This is a genomic window from Azospirillum sp. Sh1 (assembly GCF_008365135.1).
Taxonomy (GTDB): Bacteria; Pseudomonadota; Alphaproteobacteria; order Azospirillales; family Azospirillaceae; genus Azospirillum; species Azospirillum oryzae.
The window spans coordinates 40,098-63,817 of the sequence record NZ_VTTK01000011.1 but is presented as its reverse complement, the minus strand read 5'-3'; the positions used below and the strand labels follow the sequence as shown (position 1 = coordinate 63,817).

The window sequence follows — 23,720 nt, the reverse complement described above, 5'->3', positions numbered from 1 at the left end:
GGTGTCGTCAGGCGGCGGAGGATTCGCGCAGGGTCGCGGTGGCGGCGATGTCGAGCGCGCCGTCGTCGGTCAGTGCCACACCATAGGCGCTGCGCGCAGTCTCACGGCCGAGATAGCCGAGCCGCACGTCGCGGGCCACGGCCTCCGCATCGCGCCGCTTCGGGTCGCCCCAGCCGCCGCCGCCCGGCGTCTCCAGCCGAACGCGCTGGCCGTCGCGGATCTTCACGTCCGTGACCTTGGAGGCGAGCGGCGGCGACTTCTCGCCCTCGTCGCTCTGCCAGGTGAAACGGTTCAGCGCCGCAGGGGTGCCGCCGGCCACGCCGAAGGGCGCGAAGACGCCGCGCTCGCCCAGCAGGAAGACGTCGGCATCGGTCAGCGCCTCGATCTCATAGACCGCACCCAGCCCGCCGCGATGCAGGCCGGCACCGGCGGAGTCCGGGCGCAGCGCCCATTGGGTGAACATCACCGGATAGGCCGCCTCCAGGATTTCCACCGGCGGGATGGTGGCGGTGGAGATCGGGTTGTTGGCGTGGTTCAGCCCGTCCGTCTCCGGATTGCCGCCCAAGCCCCCGCCAAAGAAGGAGAACATCACCCAGCGCGACCCGTCCTTGCGGTGACCGGCCAGCGACAGCGCGTTGATGGTGCCGAAGGGCGCGGCGGTGGCGCGGGCCGGATCGGCCAGGGCGAGTGCGCCGAACACCACGCCGATCACCCGCAGGATGGTCTCGGTATAGCCGCCCACCGGCTTCGGCGGCTTCACCGCCAGAAGCGTGCTTTCGGGGATGACGAAGGTGATCGGGTTGAGGCAGCCGGCATTGGCCGGCACGTCGGTGAAGACATGCTTCAGCGCGACATAGCAGCAGGCGACGGCGGTGGAATAGGCGATGTTCAGCGGCCCGGCGCAGGGGGCCGACGAGCGCGAGAAGTCCAGCGTCATCCGGTCGCCGGCGATGGTCAGGTCCAGCGCGATCAGCAGCCGGTCCGCCGTGATGCCGTCATTATCGAGATAATCCTCGAAGCTGTAGACACCGTCCGGCAGTTTGCCGATGGCGCTGCGCATCAGCGCGTCGGCCCGCGCGGTGAAGGCGTCGAAGGCGGCGGCGACCGTCTCCTCGCCATGGTCGTCCAGCAGTTCGGTCAGGCGGCGCACGCCCAGATCCAGCGCGTTCAGCTGGCCGTTCAGGTCGCCGTAGTTCGACACCGGCACGCGCGAATTGGCGGCGAGGATCGCCAGCAGGTCGTGGTTCATCACGCCGGCCTTGACCAGCTTCACCGGCGGGATGCGCACGCCTTCCTGGAAGCTGTCGGTGGCGCGGGCGTTGAAGTTGCCCGGCACGTTGCCGCCGATGTCGAGCCAGTGGCCGACCGACGCCATCCAGCAGAACAGCTGCCCGTTGCGGAAGATCGGCCGCACCAGACGGAAGTCGTTCAGGTGGGTGCCGCCGTCATAGGGGTCGTTGAACAGGAAGATGTCGTCGGGATGCAGGTCGCCCTCGCGCGCCACCTTGTCGATCACCGCCTTGACCGCGAAGGCCATGGCGCCGACGAAGATCGGCAGGCCGTTGGTGCCCTGCACCAGCGTCGCGCCGGTTTCCGCATGGTAAAGGCCATGGCAGGCGTCGCGCGCCTCGGCGATGATCGGGTTGAAGGCGGAGCGGTAGAGCGTCGCGTCCATCTCGTCGGCGATCTGCTCCAGCCGGCCCTTCAGGACAGCCAGCGTGACGGGGTCGATTGCGGTGGTTCTGGTGGTCATACTGCGTCCTCCCGCTTGGCGGGTGTGAAGTCCTTATAAGTCTCGCCGAGCGCCAGCATTTCGGGCGTGCCGATCAGCTCGTTCAGCGCGTTGAAATCGAACATGCGGTCGCGGAAGGGCTGGGTGGTGCCATGCTGCGCCAGCGATCCGTAATAGTCCTGCGCCTGCCGAGCGAGCGCTCGCACGATGCCGCCGGGGAAGATCACCAGCCGGTAGCCCAACTCGCCCAGTTCGGACGCCGAACTGATCGGCGTCTGCCCGCCCTCCACCATGTTGGCGAGCAGCGGGCGGATGCCGCCCAGGTCGGTGGCGATGGCGGACAGTTGCTCCCGGCTCTTGGGCGCCTCGACGAACAGCACGTCGGCCCCGGCCTCGACGTAGAGACGGGCGCGGTCCAGCGCCGCCGGGACGCCTTCCACCGCCACCGCGTCGGTGCGGGCGATGATGAGCGTGGCTTCACTGGCGCGGGCATCGACCGCCGCCTTGATCTTGCCGGCCATCTCGCCGGCGGGGATCACCGCCTTGTCGGTCAGGTGGCCGCAGCGCTTGGGGAAGCTCTGGTCTTCAAGCTGCAGGGCGGTGGCGCCGGCCCGTTCGAACATGCGCACGGTACGCTGCACGTTCAGCGCGTTGCCGTACCCGGTGTCGGCATCGACGATCAGCGGCGTCGGCACCCGGTCGCGCACCAAGGCGATGGTGTCCGCCACCTCGCTGACCGAAACCAGCCCGATGTCGGGCCGGCCGAGCCGGGTATAGGCGATGGCGGCACCCGACAGGTACAGCGCCTCGAACCCGGCGGCGGTTGCCATCGAAGCGGTGAAGGCGTCATAGACTCCGGGCGCCAGGACGACGCGGTCCTGGGCCAGTCGGTCCCGGAAACTGATGCTGGGGACGGTCATGTCAAGCGCTCCCCCCGGTGCCGGTCAGCGAAGCCGTCGCGGCAGCGCCGGGTCAGGGTTGGAAGATGTCGGGACAGGGCCGGAGCGGGCATCGCTCACAGTCCCAGATAGGTGCGTTTCAATTCGGGGTCGCGCGCGATCTCGTCGGACGGTCCCGACAGCGCGAAGACGCCGTTTTCGAGGATGTAGGCCCGGCGGGCGACCTCCAGCGACTGGACGACGTTCTGCTCCACCAGCAGGATCGCCAGCCCTTCGGCGTTCAGCTTGCGGATCAGCCCGAACATCTCCTCCACCACCAGCGGCGAGAGGCCGAGCGACGGTTCGTCGAGGATCAGCAGACGCGGCTCCGCCATCATGCCGCGGCCGATCGCCAGCATCTGCTGCTCGCCGCCCGACAGGGTGCCGGCGAACTGTGCCTCGCGCTCCTTCAATCGGGGGAAGGTGGCAAAGATGCGCTCCAGGTTCCGCGCCCGGTTCGGCTTGCCGCGGCGGTAGCTGCCGAGTTCCAGATTCTCGCGGATCGACAGGTTGGGGAAGATCTTGCGGCCTTCCGGCACCTGGATCAGACCCTCCTCGACGATGCGCGCGGCGGATTTGCCGTCGATGCGCTTGCCGCCGAAATGGATCTCGCCGGTCCAGGGCGGCAGCACACCCGACAGAACCTTGTTCAGCGTGGTCTTGCCGACGCCGTTGGAGCCCAGCACCGTGACGATCTCGCCGGCATGCACGGCCATGTCGATGCCGCGCAGCACCTCGGTGGCGCCATAGCCGGTTTTCAGCCCGCGGATTTCCAAAAGCTGCTCAGCCATGGGCCGCCCCCTCCGCCTTCAGACGAGCGGCGGCGCCGTGGCCGAGATAGGCCTCGATCACGCGGGTGTCGGCGCAGACGACGGTGGGCTGCCCTTCGGCGATCATGCGGCCCTGGGCCAGCACATACACGCGCTCGCACAGGTTCATCACCGCCTGCATGACGTGTTCGATCATCAGGATCGTCACCCCTTCGTCGCGGATGCCCCGGATCACCGGGATGATGTCGCGGATCTCCGATGGGTTCAGTCCGGCCAGCACCTCGTCCAGCAGCAGCAGCTTGGGCTCGGTGGCGAGCGAGCGGGCCAGTTCCAGCCGTTTGCGCCCAGCCACCGTCAACCCGCCGGCCGGCCGATCCAGCTCGGAACCCAGCCCGACGCGCCGTGCCACCTCGCGTGCCTTGGCGGTGGCGTCGGCGCGCTTGGCATGGCGCAGATAGGCGCCGACGGCGATGTTCTCGCACACCGTCAGCCCGGCGAAGGGCTGGACGATCTGGAAGGTGCGGCCGATGCCGCGCTCCGCCCGGCGATGCGGTTCCTCGGCGGTGATGTCGGTGCCCTCGAAGCGGATGCGTCCGTCGGTGGGTGCGATGAAGCCGGAGATCATCGAGAACAGCGTGGTCTTGCCGGCTCCATTCGGACCGATCAGCCCGATGATGCCGCCGGGTTGCAGCGACAGCGTCGCGCTGTCCACCGCCATCAGCCCGCCGAACCGCTTGGAAACGCCGTCAACGGCCAGCATGGGAAACCTCCTTGGGTCCGCGCGCCATCATCCCCCGGCCACGGTCGCGCATCCGCTCCAGCAGGCCCAGGATGCCGCCGCGGGCAAAGGCCACGGCCAGCACCAGCACGCCGCCGAAGACGATCAGGTCGATGCCGGGAATGCGGCCGGCGAACTGCTTGGCGACCTCGCCCAGCCCGTGCAGGGTCAGCGCCCCGACCACAGGGCCGAATACGGTGCCGACGCCGCCGATGATCGGGGCCAGCAGAAGCTCCACCGAAATCCAGCTGCCATAGGCGATGTTGGCGTCGATGTAGAGGAAGTATTGCGCATAGAGGCAGCCCGACAGCGCCGTCACCGCACCGGACAGGGCGATGGCGCGCAGCTTCACCTTGAGGGAATTCACGCCCAGCGCCTTGGCCGCGTCCTCGTTCTCGCGCACCGCCACAAGTTGCGCCCCGAAGCGCGACCGCTGGATCCAGCGCGTCAGCAGCAGCACCCCGGCGACGAGGGCCAGCACCAGCCAATAGAAGACGGCGCGGTCGTCGAATTGCAGGTTTGCGGCCCGGACATCCAGCTTTATCAGCAGGCCGGCGGCGCCGCCGGTGAAGGGCGTGGCGTTGGCGAGGATACGGAACACCTCGGCGAAGGCCAGCGTCACCAGCGCGAAATATGACCCGCGCAGGCCGGAGCGGAAGCTGAGGAAGCCGATCACCCAGCCGACCACGCCGCCGGCCACCGTCGCCAGCAGCAGCCCGGCCCAGGCATTGACGCCGTAGCGCAGTTGCAGGATCGCCGTCACATAGGCGCCGGTGCCGAAGAAGGCGGCATGACCGAAGCTGAACTGGCCGCCGAAGCCGCCCAGGATGTTCCAACCCTGCGCGCCCAGCGCCACGATCAGCATGAAGACCAGGAAGTTCAGCACCGGGCTGGAGGTCACCACCAGCGGCAGCAGAGCCGCCAGGATGGTCAGGACGGCGATCGGGATCAGGTCGCGCGCGGTCATGCCTTGGCTCCGAACAGTCCGGTCGGCCGCACCAGCAGCACGGCGATGAAGATCAGGAAGATGCCGAGCTGGCCCAGGCTGTCGCCCAGGAACAGCCCGCACAGGCTCTCCACCACGCCGATGAACAGGCCGCCCAGCAGCGCGCCGGGGATGGATCCCATGCCGCCCAGCACCACCACCGTGAAGGCGACCAGCACGAAGGCGCCGCCGATGCGCGGGTTGACATAGAAGGTCGGCATCAACAGCCCCGCCGCGACGGCAAGACAGGCGCAGCCCAACCCGAAGGTCACGGCATAGACATGGGGCACGTCGATGCCGACAAGATTGGCGCCCAGCTTCTCCTTGGCGACGGCGCGGATCGCCTTGCCGGTATCGGTGCGGTTCAGCACCAGCCACAAGAGCCCGGTCACCGCCACCGCCACCCCCAGCCCGATCAGCCGCGGGTAGCTGAGCAGCAGCGGCCCCAGCGCCACCACCTGGAAGGAATAGTCGGTGTCGAGCGTGCGGGTGTCGGACTGGAACAGCGCCAGCAGCACATTCTCCAGCACGATGGACAGGCCCAGCGTGACCAGCAGGATGTTGCCGTCGTCGCCATGGCTGGCCGGCCCGATGACGAAGCGCTGCAGGCCGTAGCCGAGAGCGAACATCAGCGGTACCAGCGGCAGGATGACCAGATAGGGGTCCATCCCCAACACCGCCCAGGCGATCCAGACCGCGAACATCGCGCAGGTCAGCAGCGCGCCGTGGGCGAAGTTGATGATGTGGAGCACGCCGTAGATCAGCGTCAGGCCAAGCGCGATCAGGGCATAGACCGCGCCGGTCATCAGACCGTTCAGCGACGCTTCCAGGATGATCTGAGGTGAATACATGGCAGCCCGCGCATGAGGGGAATGATCCCCTCACCCGCTCCGCGATGTGCCGGATTGCGGCGTCGCGGGCGGGTGGGGGGAATGCGGAGGTGCGACGGCGAAAAAAAACGATCAGGCCGCCGGGAAGTTGGCCTTCGCCTCGGCGAATGCCTCCGGATAGATCACTTTGATGTCCTCACCCTGGATCTGGGTGTTGATCGGGGTGGCGCCCTCGTTCTGGCCGTTGACGAACTTGGTCGGGCCATAGGGCATGATGTGGCCGGCGAAGCGGGAGGCGTTCAGCGCCTCGATGATCTTCTTGCGGTCGGTGGAGGCGGCACGCTCGATGGCATCGGCCAGCAGCAGAACGTTCGAATAGTTCAGCGAGACATTGTAGGCGAAGGACTTGCCCTGCCCTTCCACCGTCTTGCGCAGGGCCAGTGCCTTCGGATTCTTCGGATCGTGCCAGTGGTTGCAATCGATGACGTTCTGGGCGGCCTGCGGGAACTCCTTGACGAAGCGCCCGTTCGACGCGGCCCCGCCCAGGATCGCATAAACGCCCTTCGGCTTGATGCGCTGCTGCTGCATGGTGCGGGCGAGCAGCACAAACTCGCCATAGTAGTTGGACGGAATGACCAGATCGGGGTTCAGCGAGCGGATGCGCAGCGCCACGTTGGACATGTCGCGCGCCGGTGTCGGATGGGCGATGGTCTCCAGAACCTCGAAACCGCGCTTGGGCAACTCGGCCTGCAGCAGCTTGGCGAGGCCGGAGCCGAACAGCCCATCCTCATGCACCAGCACGACGGTCTTCGCCGGCTTGCCCGCCTTGTCGTTGATGGCGGTCAGGTTGTCGAGCGCCACCTGCGTCACCTTGCCGAAGCCGGGGCTGAAGCGGAAGGTGTTGGTCAGGCCGCGCGACATGATCTGATCCGACACGCCGACATCCACCAGATAGGGCAGGTCATAGCGCGCCGCCGCCTGCGACGCCGCAAGGCAGATCGGGCTGGCGAAGCCGCCGACGATGGCGACGACGCCGTCGGCCTGCATGCGCTCCACCTCCTGCGTGCCGGCTTCGGGCATGGAGCGGGCATCGCCGAACACCATCTCAAGCTTGGCGCCGCCCAATGACTTGATGCCGCCGGCCGCGTTGATCTCGTTGATCGCGATCTCCGCGCCCAGCCGGCCAAGGTCGCCGTCATGGGCGAGCGCGCCGGTCACCGGCTGGAGGATGCCGATCTTCACCGCCGGGGTCTGCGCCCGTAGGATCGACGGGGCGGCCACCGGTGCGGTGACGAATGCGGCGGCCGCGGCGCTGGCCTTCAGCACCGTACGACGGGAAATCCCGGAGAGGGCGGAGTCCTGAACCGAACGTCCCATAACGCTCAACTCCTCTGTTTGATTGCCCGCGTGCTGCGGGTGGGCTTTTCGCCCAGCTTGCTTTTGTCGGTCTTGCTTTTGTCGGCCTTGCTCTTGTCGGCCTTCTTGCGCTCGGCCTTCTCGGTGGTGCGCGGCCAGCCCAGGGCGGGGCTCCAGCGCCGTTCGCCGTCGTTGCCGGTACGCACCAAATCCATGTGGAAGCTGTAGCGATCGGGCCGGTACAGCGCATGCAGATGCTCTACGCCCCGCCCCGACGGTTCGTAGACGATGCGGGTCAGGGTCAGCAGCGGCGATCCGATCTCCAGATCAAGCGCCGCTGCCGCTTCGGGGCCGGCGAGCGTGGCGTTGATCGCCTGGGTGGCGCGCTCCGTCGTCACGCCGGACCGCTCGATCAGTTCCAGCAGCGGACGCGCCGCCAGTTCCGCCTCCGAGTAGGTCAGGCCGATCCATTCCGGAACATGGGTGGTCAGGTAGGAAAACGGCTCCCCATCGATCAGGCGCACACGCACCGAGCGCTGGACCCGTTCGCCGGGCTTGAGACCCAGGCTTTCGGCAATGGACTCAGGCGGGATGCCGTAACCGAAGGACAGCAACTTCACGTCGGTGCTGCGGCCCATGTCGATCAGGTGCGACAGCACGTTCGACAGATCGGCGACGATCGGCCGGACGGCGCGCGTGTCATGCACGAAGGTGCCGGAGCCGGCCTTGCGCTGCACCAGCCCTTCCTTTTCCAGAAGGTCGAGCGCACGGCGCACGGTGACCCGCGACACCGCATGTTCGGTCGCCAGCGCCGGTTCGCCCGGCAGCCGCCCGCCCGGCGGCAGCTCGCCGGCGACGATGCGATCACGCAGCAGCAGATAGATTCTGCGCGCCTTCAGAGGTTCGACCGCCGACTTCACAGCACTCCGCCTCCCCTTCACCGGAAACCGTTGGCTGTCCATTCACCAGACAGGAACCTGTATGATGGATAATACAGCTTTGGTCAACAGCGATGTTGGGGGCACCAACGGTTGCGGCCCGCCCCCGAAGTATTCAATCGGGAGCGGGCGGGCTTCGGTTTCGTTGGTCGGCGCGGTCCGACGGTCAGGATTCGGACTGCGCCACCGTCACGATTTGGCGGAGAATTGGCGGTCCGCAGGGAAGGCGACGACGGATGCCCCATCGCCGCCCGGTGCGGAGTCGGAAGTGCTCATCCCCCCGGCGATTCCGCGCGCCGACGCTGCGGGCGTCAGCGTCAGATAGCGCACGCAGCTGACCCGCAGGAAGGAGGCCAGGTTCTGGACGCTGCCATGGACCTCCACGACCTCGTCATAGAGGGTGACGATCAGGCGGTTGGTGGTGGTCCCCTGTTCGGCGGCGATGCCGGCCAGGACATTCCAGAACAGGTTCTCCAGCCGGATGCTGGTCACCATTCCATGGATGCGGACCGAACGCGACCGGGCCTCGTACAGGATCGGGTCGGTGTTGACAAAGATCTGGCACATGCGCCGATGCTCCTCCCACGATGGACCTGTCCCACATCGAACCCGGCTTATCCCCTGCGAACCGCGCCACGTTGGATGCCGTGCTGGCTCATTTTGCGATACAGGGTGCTGCGCGAAATCCCCAGCACCGCCGCGGCATCCGACAGGTTCCCGCCGGTGGCGGCAATCACATCCTCGATCGTTCGCTGCTCGGTGACCGTAAGCGACATCGGGACCGGACCGGCCGGTGCAGAGATCGGCATGGCCGGCCCCGCAACCGCCGGATAGGGCGAGGGCCAGCCGCCGGTCTCCAGACCGCCGCAGGCGTCGCGCAGTTCGTCCGGAAGATCATGGACATCGACGGTTCCACCGGTGGACAGCAGGACCGCACGTTCGATCACGTTCCGCAATTCCCGGACATTGCCCGGCCAGTCGTAACGTTGCAGCAGATCCAGCGATGCCGCGGAGAAGCGGACCGGCGCGCGGCCATGCCGTTCCGCCAGCAGGTTGTTGAAGTGGGAGATCAGGCGCGGGACGTCGCCATGCCGTTCCCGCAAGGGCGGCACCCGCAGGGCCGTCACGGCAAGGCGGTGGTACAGGTCGCGGCGGAAGCGGCCGGCGGCGACCTCCTGCCGCAGGTTCCGGTTGGTCATGGCGAGCAGCCGCACCGACACCCGGCGCGGGACGTTGTCGCCGATGCGGTACAGGACCCCCTCCTCCAGCACCCGCAGCAGATAGGGCTGAAGGTCGAGCGGCAGTTCGCCGATCTCGTCCAGGCACAGCGTGCCGCCGTCCGCCAGTTCGAAACGGCCGATCCGCCCCTCCGCCGCCGCACCGGTGAAGGCGCCGCGCACATAGCCGAACAGCTCGCTGCCCAGCATCTCGCGCGACACCGCACCGCAATTGAACGGCACGAAGGGGCCGCCGGCCACCGCGCTGTGGCCGTGGATGGCGCGCGCGAACAACTCCTTGCCGACGCCGGTCTCGCCCTCGATCAGGATGGGGACCTGCAGCGGCGCCAGACGCTCCCCCTGACCGATCACGGCACGCAGGCTGTCGCTGGCCCCGACGATGTCGGCGAAGCGGCAGCGGCTGTGGTCGGACTCGTCCGGCACCGCCCGGCGCCCGGCGGAGGGGCGGGACGACGCCGAACCGGGAATGACCAGCAGCGTTCCACGCCGCTCCCCATCCAGCATCAGCGGACGGACCCAGTCGGACGGCACCGGCAGCCGGCCGCCGGTGCCGCCCTCCAATCCGACAAGGGGCAGCTTCGTCCCCCGGTTCAGCGGCGGCAGTTCCGATCCGAGGCTCGCCTTCAGCAGATGCGCCGCCTTGCGGCTGGCGAAGAGAAGACGCCCACGCGCATCCAGCGCGATCAACCCCTCGCCGGCATATTTCTGGCTATCTTCCAGGCAGGCCTCCAGAAGCCGGACATGCTCCGCCTCAGTCTGGCGGGCGAGGTTCCATTCCACCTGTCGGGCGGCGACCACGGCCAGCGCCAGCGCCTGCCCGCTGAAGCTCTGTTTCAGGCCGGAGATGTCGAGCAGCCCGACGACCGATCCGTCGACCGGGTCGTGGATCGGCGCGCCGGCACAGCTCCACCCCTTGATGCCGGCGCAGTAATGCTCCGCCGACTGGACCAGCACCGGCTGCTTGGAGGCCAGTGCAGTGCCGATGCCGTTGGTGCCGGCGCAGGTTTCGCCCCACTGGCCGCCGCAGGCGAGGCTGATGTCGCGGGCCGCATTCATCGTGGCGCGGTCGCCGGCGGCCTCCAGCACCACGCCGTTGGCATCGGTGATCAGCATCACCGTCCGCGTCCCGGCCAGCAGGTTCGCCGCCTCCGCCAGGGTCGTGGCGGCGGCCTGCAGCAGATCGCGGTTGTCGCGTCGCAGCGCCTCGATAAGGTCGGTGCCGACAACGGGTGCGGCATCCGCCCGCGCATCGACCAGGAAGCTCTGGCAGCGCGCCCAGGATCGGATGACCACGTCGCGCACCGGCAGATTTTCCCGCCGCGAGCCCGAAACGAAATCCTCCCACGCCTTCATCGTTGCCGTTTCGCCGTCCACCAGCGCATGGAACGCCGGACCGGACGAAGCAACGGCCAGACGGCCGATACCGACCTGTTCGTTGGCCAACACAGTCCCCTCCCTGCATCCCGGCGTCTTTCGGAGATTTCCCGTGGCGCCGATTGTCCTTGAACGGGGGTGCGGAGACTCGCCCCGAATTACTCCGCACACACGATTGTTTGTATAGGAAATTATAAGCCGGACTGAAGCGGGAGCGGTAGTAGCGGAATACTCTATGGCCTTTTTCCTGTGTTTTTCCCCGAAGGTGGAGGTCAACCGTCACGGCAAGGCGGGGGTCAGCTGCGCCCGTACCGCTCCATCCCGCCGCCGCGGGCCGGGCCGGCGGTGGGGTCGACGTCGTCGGGGATGTCGGCGACCAGGGTGTGGGTGGTCAGGATCAGCTTGGCGACCGACACCGCGTTCAGCAATGCCAGCGTGGTGACCTTGACCGGATCGATGATCCCGGCGGCGAACAGGTCGCCGAACCGGCCGGTGCGGGCGTCGAAGCCGGCCCCTTCGGGAAGCTCGGCGATCCGGGCGGCGACGCCGGCCCCGTCTAGCCCGCCATTCTCCGCGATGCAGATCACTGGCTGCAGCATCGCCCGCTGCACCAGCTTTACCCCCGCACGCTCGCCTTCCCCCACATCCGCGGCCAACCGGTCGAGCAGCGGGGCGACGCGGGCCAGCGCGGTGCCGCCGCCCGGCACCACCCCCTCCGCCAGAGCCGCGCGGGCGGCGGCGAGTGAATCCTCCAGAAGCTGGGCGGTGCGTTTCTGTTCCACCGGCGTGGCGCCGCCGACCTCGATCAGCGCGGTGCCGTGCGTCAGCTTCGCCAGCCGCTGGGACAGCTTGTCCCGCTCGATGTTGGGCGGCGCCTCCTCCCACTGGCGCTGCACCAGGGCACGGCGGGCGGCCAGCGCGTCCGGATCGCCATGGCCGCGCAGGAGGGTGGTGCGGCCGGCGGACACCTCGATGCGGTCGGCGCCCCCCAGATCCTCCGCCGTTACGCTGTCGAGCCGCCCGCCGAGGTCGCGGGCGATAACGCGCCCGCCGGTCAGGATCGCGATGTCCTCCATCATCGCCTGACGCCAATGGCCGAACTCCGGCGGATTGATCGCCACGACCGTCGCCCGTCCGTCGCGGCGCAACGCCATCAGCGCCGCCACCACCTCCGGCGCGACACTGTCGGCGACCACCAGCAGCGGACGCTTGTCTCCAAGGCGGTCGATCAGGCGCAGGATCGGTTCCGGATCGGCGATCTTGTGGTCGGTCATCAGGATGCGGGGCCGTTCCAGCACGGCGGTCTGGCCGGTCGGCTCGGTCGCCATGTGATGGGACAGGAAGCCGCGGTCCAGCACCATGCCCTCCAGCACATGCAGCGCGGTCGGTGCGCCCGGCTGGCCGTATTCGATGTCGATCACGCCCTCCGGCCCGACCCGGCGCAGCGCATCCGCAACCAGCCGGCCCAGCACCGGATCGGTCGCGGCGACGGTCGCCACCTGCTCCAGCTGCGCATCGCGCTCCAGCGGCCGGGCCATGCCGCGGAGGTGGTCTACGACGAAGCCGCAAGCGCGCTCCATCCCCTCCACCAGTTCGACCGAGCCATGGCCATCGGCGAGCACGGAAACGCCGTCCTGGATCAGCGCGTCGGCCAGCACGGTTGCGGTCGTGGTGCCGTCGCCGGCCACGTCGTTGGTCTGCTTGGATACCTCGCGCACCACCTGGGCGCCCATATTCTCGAAGCGGCAGGGCAACTCGATCTCGGCGGCGATGCTGACGCCGTCGCGGGAGATCATCGGCGTGCCGATGGGGCGGTCGATGATCGCGTTCGTCCCCTTCGGCCCCAGCGTGCCGCGCACCGCCAGCGCCAGCTTGCCCACCCCACGGGCAAGCGCGGCCCGCGCCTCGGCACGGTGCAGCATCATCTTCGGCATGGCGTCTGTCCCTCCCATTCTTGACTTTGCGGATTTGAAAAAGAGGCGGAGCCCGCTGGACCTGATGCGGACCCCGCCTTCCCGAGGTCACTCGTAAGCCAGCGCGTCATCCATGTTGCCGAAGAGGACGACCGTGTCCTCGTCGATCATGACCATGCGGCCATAATGGGTGGAGGTGGAGATCTCGAAGATGTGCGGGGTCATCTCGCGGCCGAGGGCCTCGCCGATCTCGCTCATCTTGAACTCGATCTTGCCCTCGCCGTCGATGCGGATCATCGCCGGCAGATAGGTGACGGTGATGCCGGGCTTGCTCTCCATCACCTCGGCGATGCAGCGCGCCTCGACGCTGTCGTTCATCGTCACGCCGCACTGGTGGGAGATGGTGCCGTCCTGGGTGATGTCCTTCAGCGGCTTGAAAAGCTGCTGCACGGTGGTGACGCTCATGGTTTTCGTCCTCTTGGCGGAGATGCGGGAAGGATCACTCGGCGGCAGCGTCAGTGACTGCGGCCGCGGTGGCCGGCTGCCCGACCTCGACCGGCGGCAGGGCCGGCAGGTCGGCGTCGATGCCGATCTCGCGCCCGATGGCGGCGACGCGGTTGCGCGCCCGCTCGAAGGCATCCGTGAAGCTCGCCGCCTTGACCCGCGGCAGCGACCACAGCGGCTGAAGCTGCAACGCCGCCTTCACCGCCAGCCCGCCGTGATGAGAGAACCAGCTCTGCAGCATGGTGCGATTGTCCTCGCCATGCGCCGGGTCGCGCAGCAGCAGGGCGAACAGCTCCACCGCGTTGGCAAGGTTCCGTTCATAATCGGCCTCGGCCGCCGAGATGACAGACGGGGTGGAGAAGTCGTTCTGCGCCGCCGCCACCTGCATGACGAAGCCGCTGCGGAACAACTCGCCCACCAGCGGCTCGAAGACGAGGTTGACGGCGAAATACTGCTCAAGGAAGTCGGTCGCGGCGCGGATATGCTCCACCGCTTCGCGGCAGGGCTGCCAGATCGGGTCGTCCAGCCAGTGCGCCTTGCCGGCGTCCAGATCGAAGCCGCCGATATCGCTGCCGACCTCCGCCAGATAGAGCGTCAGGTCCTGGGCGAAGCGCAGCTTGTAGGAGGCGTTGGTCAGGATGGCGTTGTTGACCATCTGGGTATAGCCGTAGCGCTGCGCCCGCATCAGCGCGGTGCCCAGCCCATATTCGGCATGCTTGAAGGCGCCGACGTGGTTCTGGAGCACGGCGACCCAGGCCTTGTCGAAGCGCTGGGGCGCACCGGCGCGGCGCGCGTTCTCCACCACGTTCTGGATCATGCCGACGATGGTGGACTGGCGCTGGTAATGGGTGCGTTCCCATTCCTGGTCAGGCGCGCGGAAGCCGTGCCAGTCCGTGCATTTCAGCGCGGTCCAGTCCTTGGAATATGTGGGCGTGCCGTCGCCGAAGGAGATGATCCAGTTCTGGAGCAGATAGCGCTCCGGATCGGGCTGGACGTCGACGGTCACGTCCTCGTAATGGGTCGCTTTGCGGCCCTTCGGTTCGAAGTAGTTGTAGCGGCGGCTGTCGGAGCCCGGAAATACCTTGGCTCCGGCGGCAGCGGATGTGGTTTCGGTTTCCTGCATGGTCATCGTCTTTCCTCCCGTATTTGCAAAATCCCGGCTCAGCGGGTGGCGGGGGTGAATTTGTCGAAATAGACGCGCGCGGAATCGATGCCGGCCATCTGCAGGACCGGCAGCACCGCGTCGATCATCGGCGGCGGCCCGCAGGAGAAGACGTCGGCCTCCTCCACCTCCGCCATGTCTGACAGGTGCCGGCGCAGCACCTCGTGGATGAAGCCGGTCTCGCCGGTCCAGCCGTCGCCCTCTTCGGCATGCGACAGGGCGGGGATGAAGGCGAAGTCCGGCAGGCTGCGGGCGAACTCCTCGAACAGATCGAGGTGGAACAGGTCCCGTCGGCTGCGGGCGCCGTAGAAAAAGCGCACCGGCCGCGTCTCGCCGCTGGCGGCCTGATCGCGCAGGATCGACAGCAGCGGCGCCATGCCCGATCCGCCGCCGACCAGGATCATCGGCCCGTCCCGCCCCTCGCGGCGGAAACAGGTGCCGTAGGGACCGCGGACACTCACCCGGTCGCCGACCGACAGGCCGCCGTCCAGCTGGCGGGAAAAGGTGCCATCCGGGTATTTCTTGATGATGAACTCCAGCCGGCTGCCGTCCGCCGGCGGATTTCCCATCGAGAAGGAGCGGGTGAGGCCGATGCTGGGCAGCGTGATGTCGGCATATTGCCCGGCCCAGAACTTCATCGGCTGGTCGAGGTCCAGCGCGATGGCGACGATGTCGTGGGTCAGCGGCTCCACCGCCGCCAGCCGCGCATCGAAGTCCTTCACCGGGATGGAGCGGGACAGCAGATCCTCGTCGTAATTCAGCAGTTCCACCGCCACGTCGCTGTAGGCCAGCGACCGGCAGAGCAGGATGTGGTTGCTGTCGCGCTCCGGATCGGAGAGCGCGAAGGTGGAGTATTTCAGCATCTCCACGTCGCCGTCGATCAGCAGGCATTTGCAGGCGGAGCATTGCCCCTCCTTGCAGCCATGCATCAGCGAGACGCCCTGGCGGAAGGCCGCATCGAGGATGGTTTCCCCTTCCGCGACCTCCATTTCGATGCCGACCGGCTCCAGCCGCACCGTGTGGACGGCCGGGCTGTTGTGCAGCGCTTGTGCGGTCATGGTCTTTCGATCTCCGCGGTGATGTCCGCAGGGGCTCCCGTTCCCCCTCTCCGGTTGGGAAAGGCCACGGGATGCATACAACGCCGCTTTGTGTAACTTTCTGGAATGAAACAGCTTCCTTGGCAGTCATTCCCGCGAAGGCGGGAATCCAGCCGGTTCAGCGGCTTATCCGAGGCGTTCTCTGGATCCCCGCCTTCGCGGGGATGACGCAGAGTTCCTTTTATTCCAGATACTTACCAATGCTTGGAGATGTGTGCATCATGTGAGGCGGAAAGGGGGACGGGCCCGAGTGAATGGGCGGGGATCAGACCCGGCGGATCTTGAAGCCCTTGCGGTATTCCTCGACATGCGCCTGACGCTGTTGCGGCGTCATCTCGCGGAGCGCCAGCAGCGGGCTGCGGATGGTGTGGCCGCGCACATGGTCCAGCGTCCACATGTCCTTCTCCTCGAAGGAAAGGTGTGGCTGGGCGACCAGAGTCTTCCCGTCGGGACGGACGAAGCCCATGTCCTGGATGGCGTCGGCGAGGTCCCAGCCGTCATAGACCTCCTCCCACTGGCGCCGGCCGGAGAAGCGGCCCATCGCCGGGGTCGGACGGCCCTGGTATTCGGCGGCGAATGCCTCCTTGTGGGTCCAGCGGTCGACCTCGGAGGCGTAGGTGTAAAGCTCGCCGTCCACCTCGTCGATCTGGAAATCCTCGCGGATGACGCAGGGCACCAGGCTCGACCAGCAGCGGTGCGGATAGACATAGCCGGTGTCGGCGAAGGTGATCGGCACGCTGCCGGGCTTGCTGAGCTTGGCGTAATTTTCCCACCAGACGCCGAACTCGTCGTACCAGCCCGGATACTTGCTTTCGAACCATTCGAAGTCGCGTTCGGTCATCGCCTCGATGCGCCAGAAATTGGCCCACCAGCCGGCGGAGAAGAACTGCGCGATCTTGTGGACGTAGTTCTTCTTGACGATGCTGTCGAAGGCTTCGTGAACATCGTCGTGGTGGATCTTGATGCCGTACTTCTCCAGCGGCAGCATATAGGTGCGGTAGTAATCCTCGAAGATCCAGCGGTGCCACAGCTCGGCGTAGGATTCCTTGTTCTTGTCGCGATTCTTGGTGCCGTATTCGATGATCGTGCCGATGGCGGCGTCGACGATCATGTGGTTCTGCCAGAAGGAATAGCGGATGTCGCGTTCCAGCAGCAGATGGTTGTCCGGCTCCTTCAGCACCGACATCAGCATGGAATGGCCGTTGCCGATGTGGCGGGATTCGTCGCTCTGCACCGACAGGAAGACGGTGGGCAGGGCATAGTCGCCGTTGCGCGCCGCTTCCGACGGCATGGCGACGAACAGCGTGTTGGTGAAGGCGGTCTCAGCCACGACCTGCAGATAGATGTTCGACGCGGTGATGGCGTCGCCGGTCAGGAAGGCCTCACCGAACTGCCGGCCGATGGTGGTGGCGTAGCATTTGCCGAACGCCTTCTCGGTGATGTCGAACCCGGCCGGGTCGATGTAGTTCTCCATGTACCATTTCTTGAGGTTCATCTGGATCGTCGAGTGGCGGAACTCGTCGATCATCTGCATGGTGAAGCCGGTGCGCAGGTCGTCGCCCGGCGCCAGTTGGCCAAGCGTCGCCATCGACCGCGCCGCCGAGATCTCCGGGAAGGGGATGATTGCCAGGAACAGCTTCATCCACTCGATCCAGCGCGGCTCCACATTGCGGAACATGTCGCCGCGCAGAGCGGCGTCCAGGGCGCCGTAGACGCGGTTGTCCTTCTCCTCCTGCATCGGGAAGTAGGAACGCAGGACCTGCTTCATCGGGTCGCGCGGCGCCTTGGAGATCTTGTAGTCGGTCGGAAAGGCCATCGCCTCCTTGACGTAGGACGGCGTCCAGCCGAGATCGGCGACGCGGCGCGCAGCCTCGGTGATGCCGATGCCTTTCTGGCTGGTGATCTTGTTCAGCGTCAATCCATCCGGCATGTCGTCTCTCCCCATGATTTTGATGATGTTGATGCGATGTTGTGGATCGGGCCTGAAGGACCGCGTCGGCCGCGCATGCCGGATGACGGGACACCGGCAGTCTGAAGGGCGGGATGGGCAACGGCACGACGGTGGCGGCGCGACGATGTGGTGCGCAGCCTCAGGCCGCTTGCGGCCACCGAACCGGGGCAGCCGCATCGCCACCCCCATAAAGCAACCGGCGTGCCAGAAGCGCGAGCCGCCAGGGATCGCCGATTTTAATGATGGTTGGCATCGCGCACTGTCTCATTACGGGACAATTTGTCGCACTGCGTTGTCCCAGAATGAAACAGATGGGACGGCCGGCATCGGCGAGACTGGCGTGGCAATCGTTTTAGAAATCCAAATTCCCAGGAAGGGCTTCCCGTCATCCCCGCGAAGGCGGGGATCCAGGAAACTCCTGTGGGAAATGGCTGAAACGGCTGGATTCCCGCCTTCGCGGGAATGACGTGCTTCCTTATGTAGGCTCCAATTTCCTGATGTGAGCACCCCGCCCTGGCCCGGTACGGCGCGGCCATTCGCGGCGTGGCATGCCCCTTGCTCTACCCCATCGACGGCGCCGCTCCGGCTGGCCCGAAGTGCCGGCGCCCCGCTTCGGGAGGATTTTCAAACGATGAGGCATGCGATGCACGCGAGGATGTCGCCGCACCGCTGGGTGATGTTGCTGCTCCTTCTGTCCATACCCTTCTCGCCCTTCACGCGGAAATCCGCGGCGGCGGATGGCGAGACGCTGTTCCGGCAGCAATGCGGAACCTGTCATTCGGTGAAGAAGGACGACGGGCCGCGCGCCGGACCGCCGCTCTTCGGCGTCATCGGTCGCAAGGCCGGCACGGCCGACGGCTTCGAATATTCGGATGCGCTGCGCGGTGCCGGCTTCGCCTGGGACGCCGGCCATCTGGAACGCTGGCTGGCGAACTCCAACCAGTTCGTTCCCGGCAGCTACATGAACTACCACCAGGACGACGAAGCCATCCGCAAGAGCATCGTCCAGTTCCTGGAGACCAAGGCCAAAGGTTAGTGCCGCCCCACCAAAGACTTCGCGAGAAACATCATGGCCAAGATCATCCACATGATGGTGCGCGTCCTCGACGAACAGCGGTCGCTGGACTTCTACGCCAAGGCATTCGGACTCGAACCGGCCGAGCGGCTGGCGTTCGACGGCTTCACGCTGATCTACCTGCGCAATGCCGAAAACGACATGGAACTGGAGCTGACGGTCAACCACGACCGCACCGCGCCGTACACCCACGGCGACGGCTACGGCCACATGGCGGTGGCGGTGGACGATCTGGACGGCGAACACGCCCGGATGTCCGCGCTGGGCTTCCCGGTGACGCTGGTGAAGGAATTCGCCCCCGGAGGCACCCTGTTGGCCCGCTTTTTCTTCATCACCGATCCGGACGGCTACAAGACCGAGGTCCTGCAACGCCACGGCCGCTACCGCTGAATCCGGACATCAAGAACAACCGAACCAAGGGAAGGAGACGTCGATCATGCGCGTTCTCGACAAACGGATACGGCTCAACCGGCGCAACTTTCTGAAGACCTCCGCCGCGTCGATGGCGGCGGCCGGCGCGGTTTCCGGCGGCATAGTGTCGATCGGAGCGACACCGGCCTGGGCCGAGGCACTGACCGCCGTCAAGCCCGACGCCGCCAAGACCCTGCTGGTGATGGTGCGCGACCTCTATCCGCACGACCGGCTGAGCGACGCCTATTACGAGACGGCGCTGGCCTCGATGGACCAAGCGGCGGCCAAGGACGCAACCTTGGCCGGCCAGCTCAATGAAGGCGCGGTTGCCCTCGACGCCGCGGCGCGCAAGCTGCACGGCACGCCATACGCCGCCATCAAGGCGGAAAAGGACCGCGTGGCGGTGCTGAAATCCATCGAAACCACGCCGTTCTTCGCCAAGGTCCGCGGCGACATGGTGGTCGCTCTCTACAACCAGCCGGAGGTGTGGGCGAAGCTCGGCTACGAAGGGGCCTCGGCCGAATATGGCGGCTACATCCACCGCGGCTTCGACGACATCGACTGGATCAAGGACGCCTGACGGCGAGGATGCCTGACGGGGCCGGCGGCCGGCCTGAATGAACGTCCACTGAATGCCCGAAAAATGGGGGAGGACCGAGACATGGTTGCGAAATTCGCAATGGACGACGACAGCGTCGTGGTGGTGATCGGATCGGGAGCCGGCGGCGGCACCCTGTCGAACGAACTGGCCCAGAAGGGCATCAAGGTCGTCTGCCTGGAAGCCGGCAAGCGTCACGAAATCCAGGATTTCGTGAATGACGAATGGAAGAGCTTTTCGCAGATTTCCTGGCTGGACAAGCGCACCACGTCCGGCACATGGCGGGTGGCGAAGGACTTCCCCAACCTGCCGGCCTGGATCGTCAAGGCGGTCGGCGGCTCCACCGTGCACTGGGCCGGCGCCTCGCTCCGCTTTCAGGAGCATGAGTTCAAGGCGCGCACGACCTACGGCGAGGTGGAGGGCGCCAACCTGCTCGACTGGCCGGTGACGCTGGCGGAGATGGAGCCCTATTACGACAAGGCCGAGTTCAAGATGGGGACGACCGGCACCAACGGCATCCCGCGCCTGCCCGGCAACAACAATTACAAGGTGCTGGCGGCCGGCGCCAAGAAGCTGGGCTATGCCGAATTCCACACCGGCAACATGTCGATCAACAGCAAGCCGCGCGACGGCCGCGGCTCCTGCCAGCAGATCGGCTTCTGTTTCCAGGGCTGCAAATCGGGCGCGAAATGGTCCACCCTCTACACCGAGATCCCCAAGGGCGAGGCCACCGGCAATCTGGAGGTCCGGCCGGACGCCCAGGTGCTGAAGATCGAGCATGACGCGAAGGGCAAGGTCAACGCCGTGCTCTATGCCGACAGCACCGGCGCCATCCACCGGCAGAAGGCCCGCATCGTCGCGGTCGCCGGCAACTCGATCGAAAGCCCGCGCCTGCTGCTGAACTCGGCATCGACGATGTTCCCGGACGGGCTGGCGAACTCGTCCGGTCAGGTCGGGCGCAACTACATGCGGCACATGACCGGCTCGGTCTATGCGCTGTTCGACCGGCCGGTGCACATGTATCGGGGCACCACCATGGCAGGCATCATCCGCGACGAATCCCGCTTCGACCCGCGCCGCGGCTTCGTCGGCGGCTACGAGATGGAAACGCTGTCGCTCGGCGTGCCCTTCATGGCGGCCTTCCTCGATCCCGGAGCCTGGGGCCGCGATTTCAGTTCGGCACTGGATGCCTACGACCATATGGCCGGCATGTGGCTGGTGGGAGAGGACATGCCGCGCGAGACCAACCGCGTCACCCTGCACGCGTCCGAGAAGGACAAGTTCGGCCTGCCCATCCCCAACGTCAATTTCGACGATCACCCCAACGACATCGCCATGCGCACCCACGCCTATGGCCGCGGGTCGGCGGTTTATGACGCGGTGGGGGCGGTGCGGACCATCCACACCCCGCCCTACCCCTCCACCCACAATCTCGGCACCAACCGCATGAGCGCCAACGCCCGCGACGGCGTCGTCAACAAATGGGGGCAGGCGCACGACGTCAAGAACCTGTTCGTGTCCGACGGCAGCCAGTTCACCAGCGGCGGATCCGAGAACCCGACCCTGACCATCGTCGCGCTGGCGATCCGGCAGGCCGACTACATCGCCGACCAGATGGGCAAGCGTGAGATCTGAGGACCGCCAAAGCCTTGCCCGCGCCTCCTCCGCCACCCGTTCCGGCGTGATGCCGAAGTGGCGGTAGAGGTCGGGCACTGCGCCGGACGCACCGAAGCCGGTCATGCCGACCAAGCCGCCATCCTCGCCGATGTAACGCTCCCACCCCTGGACCACCGCCGCCTCGACGGCGACCCTTACGGGGTGAAGAGGGCCGTCGTGATGTCGGCGGCGCCGAGCGGGGTGCCGGGATGCCCCTCGCCTGCGCGTTCGATGGCATCCATGGACAGAAAGCGAATCGCGTTCGCCATCCGGCGCGGATCGACGCTGGGCATCATGTGGTCCTTTCGGGAATGCGGTATGGTGCCGGGCGGCGCCGTCACGTCACCAGATTGATCGGCCGCCCGGCCGCGAAGGCTTCGATGCAGGCGGTCACCTGCTCGGCGACGGCCCTCCGCGCCTCGACGCTGGCCCAGCCGATATGCGGGGTCAGCAGGAAGTCGGGGCGCCCGGCAAGGCGGAGGAAGGGGTGGTCGTCCGGCGGCGGCTCCACCGCCGTGGCGTCGACGGCGGCGCCGGAGATCAGCCCGCCTTCCAGCGCGCCGATCAGCGCCATGTCGTCGATCAGTCCGCCGCGCGAGGTGTTGATGACCAACGGCCGGCGCGCCATGCGGGCGAACTCCGCCCCGCCCAGCAGATGGCGGCTGGCGGGCGTCAGTGGGCAATGCAGGGTCAGCACGTCGCTTTCGGCCAGCACCGCGTCGAACGGCACATGGTCCGGTCCGCCGGCCGCCTCCCCCTTGCGGCCGGCGAACAGAACGCGCATGCCGAAGGCACGGGCGATGGTTGCCACCGCCTGCCCGATGGCGCCGCGTCCGACGATGCCGAGCGTGGAGCCGTGCAGGTCGCGGATCGGGTGGTCCAGCAAGGTGAACTGGCCGCCGGCCTGCCACGCCCCCGCCGCAACGGATTCCCGGTAGGCCGGCAGGGACCGGCGCAGCGCCAGCATCAGGGCGAAGACATGCTCCGGCACCGTGTGGATGGCATAGGCACGGACGTTCGACACCGCAATTCCACGCGCGCCGCAGGCTGCGACGTCAACGTTGTCGGTGCCCGTCGCGGCGACCGCGACGAAGCGCAGGTCGGGCAGTTGCTCCAGCGTCCCGGCCCTGATCGGCACCTTGTTGACGATCAGGACGGTCGCCCCGCGTGCCCGCTCGACGATCTGCTCCGGCGCGGTGCGGCCATACTGCGTCCACTCATGCGGCACGGCGGCACGGCGTAGCGCGATGTCCACCCCCATGGTGTCATGGTCGAGGAAGACGATGCGCTCCATCATTGCCTCCCGTCGGGCCGCCCCCCGGCGGTTCCGTTCATCGCGTGATAGCTGCGGATGACCTGACTGTCGTCCATCGCCCCTTCGCCGCGGCCGGAGGTGGCGAGGAACATTTGGTGGGCGACGGCGGCCAGCGGCAGCGCCGCCTTGGCGTCGCGCCCGGCCTCCAGCACGATCCCCAGATCCTTGACGAAGATGTCCACCGCGCTGGTGATCTCGGGATCCGCCTCCAGCATGCGCGGGCCGCGGTCCTTCAGCATCCAGCTCGACGCCGACGACCCGCTCATGATCTGCAGCAGGATGTCGAGATCGACCCCGACCTTGGCGGCCAGCGCGAAGGCTTCCGCCACCACGGCGATGTGGACGCCGCACAGCAACTGGTTGACGGTCTTGACCGTGGCCCCCTGCCCCGGCTTCTCGCCGACATGGAAGACCTTGTCGCCCATCGCCGCCAGGATCGGGCGCACCCGTTCCACGGTCGTTGCATCGGCGGCGGCCATGATCGACAGCGTTCCCGCCACCGCCCCCACCACCCCGCCGGAAACCGGCGCATCGACGAAGCGGCGGCCCGCCACCTCCACCCGTTCGGCCAGCGCGGCGACGGCGTCCGGCGGGCAGGTCGCCATCAGGATCACCGAGCCGCCGGCCGGCAAAGCCTCCAGCGCGCCGTCGGAGAAGAGCGCGGCGTCGGCCTGGGCGGCATTGACCACCATCAGCACCAGCGCGTCCGCCCCTGCCGCGGCAGCGGCGGCGCTTGAGGCGCCCTTGCCGCCGGCGCCTTCCAGCGTCCGGACACTCCCGGCCCGCACATCGAAGCCCTGGACGGCGAAGCCCTTCGCCAGCAGATTGCGCGCCATGGGCATCCCCATGGAACCGAGGCCGATGAAACCGACTGTCGTCATCGTGTCATGATCCTTGGAATTGATGTGCCGCCGGCTCAGAGTTTGCGAGTGTCCAGGAACCTCCCTGGGAAACGCCATCTCTCATCACGGGCTTTCTTCGGACGTCATTCCCGCGAAGGCGGGAATCCAGACTTTACAAGCGCTTGCACTGGAAGCTCTGGATCCTCGCCTTCGCGGGGATGACGGCCGATAGTCATTGCTACAAACTGACAGCCGGC

General features: G+C 67.0%; 22 protein-coding genes. 4 read left to right on the top strand and 18 right to left on the bottom strand.

The annotated features are described in order from the left end of the window. Window positions 1–7: 7 nt before the first annotated feature. The 15 genes from FZ029_RS13550 to FZ029_RS13480 all read right to left on the bottom strand — a co-directional run bounded on the left by FZ029_RS13550 (window position 8) and on the right by FZ029_RS13480 (window position 17,545). Complete coding sequence (locus FZ029_RS13550; protein WP_149269704.1) at window positions 8–1,753, bottom strand: hydantoinase B/oxoprolinase family protein; 1,746 nt, start codon at window positions 1,751–1,753, stop codon at window positions 8–10. Further along, on the bottom strand, window positions 1,750–2,652 hold the full coding sequence (locus FZ029_RS13545) for an isocitrate lyase/phosphoenolpyruvate mutase family protein (RefSeq protein ID WP_188051929.1): 903 nt from the start codon (window positions 2,650–2,652) through the stop codon (window positions 1,750–1,752). Before FZ029_RS13545 ends, FZ029_RS13550 begins: the two co-directional genes overlap by 4 nt. 95 nt (window positions 2,653–2,747) lie before the next feature. Then, on the bottom strand, window positions 2,748–3,461 hold the full coding sequence (locus FZ029_RS13540) for an ABC transporter ATP-binding protein (RefSeq protein WP_149269703.1): 714 nt from the start codon (window positions 3,459–3,461) through the stop codon (window positions 2,748–2,750). Beyond that, window positions 3,454–4,200 (bottom strand): ABC transporter ATP-binding protein, encoded by a 747-nt coding sequence (locus tag FZ029_RS13535; RefSeq protein ID WP_149269702.1) that lies wholly within the window; start codon window positions 4,198–4,200, stop codon window positions 3,454–3,456. Before FZ029_RS13535 ends, FZ029_RS13540 begins: the two co-directional genes overlap by 8 nt. Next, a complete protein-coding gene (locus tag FZ029_RS13530) occupies window positions 4,187–5,185 on the bottom strand; it encodes a branched-chain amino acid ABC transporter permease (RefSeq protein WP_149269701.1) in 999 nt (332 codons plus the stop codon). Before FZ029_RS13530 ends, FZ029_RS13535 begins: the two co-directional genes overlap by 14 nt. Then, the gene (locus tag FZ029_RS13525) at window positions 5,182–6,054 is read right to left on the bottom strand and encodes a branched-chain amino acid ABC transporter permease (protein WP_149269700.1); all 873 of its coding nucleotides are present in this window, start codon (window positions 6,052–6,054) and stop codon (window positions 5,182–5,184) included. The genes FZ029_RS13530 and FZ029_RS13525 overlap by 4 nt, the downstream gene beginning before the upstream one ends. Before the next feature lie 111 nt (window positions 6,055–6,165). After that, on the bottom strand, window positions 6,166–7,410 hold the full coding sequence (locus FZ029_RS13520; protein ID WP_149269699.1) for an ABC transporter substrate-binding protein: 1,245 nt from the start codon (window positions 7,408–7,410) through the stop codon (window positions 6,166–6,168). 5 nt (window positions 7,411–7,415) lie between these two features. Next, window positions 7,416–8,309: a GntR family transcriptional regulator gene (locus FZ029_RS13515; protein WP_149269698.1), complete on the bottom strand. Its 894-nt coding sequence runs from the start codon at window positions 8,307–8,309 to the stop codon at window positions 7,416–7,418. 207 nt (window positions 8,310–8,516) lie between these two features. Further along, window positions 8,517–8,894, bottom strand: a complete 378-nt coding sequence (locus tag FZ029_RS13510) for a ribbon-helix-helix domain-containing protein (RefSeq protein WP_149269697.1) — start codon at window positions 8,892–8,894, stop codon at window positions 8,517–8,519. Between the two features lie 47 nt (window positions 8,895–8,941). Further along, complete coding sequence (locus FZ029_RS13505) at window positions 8,942–11,011, bottom strand: sigma-54-dependent Fis family transcriptional regulator (protein WP_149269696.1); 2,070 nt, start codon at window positions 11,009–11,011, stop codon at window positions 8,942–8,944. A gap of 224 nt (window positions 11,012–11,235) precedes the next feature. Further along, the gene (locus FZ029_RS13500; protein ID WP_149269695.1) at window positions 11,236–12,873 is read right to left on the bottom strand and encodes a molecular chaperone GroEL; all 1,638 of its coding nucleotides are present in this window, start codon (window positions 12,871–12,873) and stop codon (window positions 11,236–11,238) included. Between the two features lie 87 nt (window positions 12,874–12,960). Then, window positions 12,961–13,317, bottom strand: coding sequence for an MmoB/DmpM family protein (locus FZ029_RS13495; protein ID WP_085086548.1), 357 nt, complete (start codon window positions 13,315–13,317; stop codon window positions 12,961–12,963). 34 nt (window positions 13,318–13,351) lie between these two features. Further along, entirely contained in the window at window positions 13,352–14,485 is a 1,134-nt protein-coding gene (locus FZ029_RS13490) for an aromatic/alkene monooxygenase hydroxylase subunit beta (RefSeq protein ID WP_149269694.1), read from the bottom strand. Window positions 14,486–14,517: 32 nt separating this feature from the next. Continuing rightward, complete coding sequence (locus tag FZ029_RS13485) at window positions 14,518–15,576, bottom strand: 2Fe-2S iron-sulfur cluster-binding protein (RefSeq protein WP_149269693.1); 1,059 nt, start codon at window positions 15,574–15,576, stop codon at window positions 14,518–14,520. Between the two features lie 304 nt (window positions 15,577–15,880). After that, the gene (locus FZ029_RS13480) at window positions 15,881–17,545 is read right to left on the bottom strand and encodes an aromatic/alkene/methane monooxygenase hydroxylase/oxygenase subunit alpha (RefSeq protein WP_149200942.1); all 1,665 of its coding nucleotides are present in this window, start codon (window positions 17,543–17,545) and stop codon (window positions 15,881–15,883) included. Window positions 17,546–18,209: 664 nt separating this feature from the next. On the opposite strand from FZ029_RS13480, the gene FZ029_RS13470 reads away from it, so the two are divergent. From FZ029_RS13470 to FZ029_RS13455, 4 genes are all read left to right on the top strand, one after another. Beyond that, window positions 18,210–18,602: a c-type cytochrome gene (locus FZ029_RS13470; protein WP_149269691.1), complete on the top strand. Its 393-nt coding sequence runs from the start codon at window positions 18,210–18,212 to the stop codon at window positions 18,600–18,602. A 33-nt stretch (window positions 18,603–18,635) separates the two neighbouring features. Continuing rightward, window positions 18,636–19,031, top strand: coding sequence for a VOC family protein (locus tag FZ029_RS13465; protein ID WP_149269690.1), 396 nt, complete (start codon window positions 18,636–18,638; stop codon window positions 19,029–19,031). A 46-nt stretch (window positions 19,032–19,077) separates the two neighbouring features. Continuing rightward, complete coding sequence (locus tag FZ029_RS13460) at window positions 19,078–19,632, top strand: twin-arginine translocation signal domain-containing protein (protein WP_149269689.1); 555 nt, start codon at window positions 19,078–19,080, stop codon at window positions 19,630–19,632. Window positions 19,633–19,713: 81 nt separating this feature from the next. Further along, window positions 19,714–21,285, top strand: a complete 1,572-nt coding sequence (locus FZ029_RS13455) for a GMC family oxidoreductase (protein ID WP_149200938.1) — start codon at window positions 19,714–19,716, stop codon at window positions 21,283–21,285. Between the two features lie 176 nt (window positions 21,286–21,461). Here FZ029_RS13455 and FZ029_RS13450 read toward each other — a convergent pair whose 3' ends face one another. Genes FZ029_RS13450 through FZ029_RS13440 form a run of 3 tightly spaced genes read right to left on the bottom strand, consistent with a single transcriptional unit; the run spans window position 21,462 to window position 23,502 of the window. Continuing rightward, complete coding sequence (locus FZ029_RS13450) at window positions 21,462–21,602, bottom strand: hypothetical protein (RefSeq protein ID WP_149269688.1); 141 nt, start codon at window positions 21,600–21,602, stop codon at window positions 21,462–21,464. 41 nt (window positions 21,603–21,643) lie between these two features. After that, window positions 21,644–22,603 (bottom strand): D-2-hydroxyacid dehydrogenase, encoded by a 960-nt coding sequence (locus FZ029_RS13445; protein ID WP_211104151.1) that lies wholly within the window; start codon window positions 22,601–22,603, stop codon window positions 21,644–21,646. Then, complete coding sequence (locus tag FZ029_RS13440; protein ID WP_149269687.1) at window positions 22,600–23,502, bottom strand: NAD(P)-dependent oxidoreductase; 903 nt, start codon at window positions 23,500–23,502, stop codon at window positions 22,600–22,602. The genes FZ029_RS13445 and FZ029_RS13440 overlap by 4 nt, the downstream gene beginning before the upstream one ends. Window positions 23,503–23,720 lie beyond the last annotated feature (218 nt).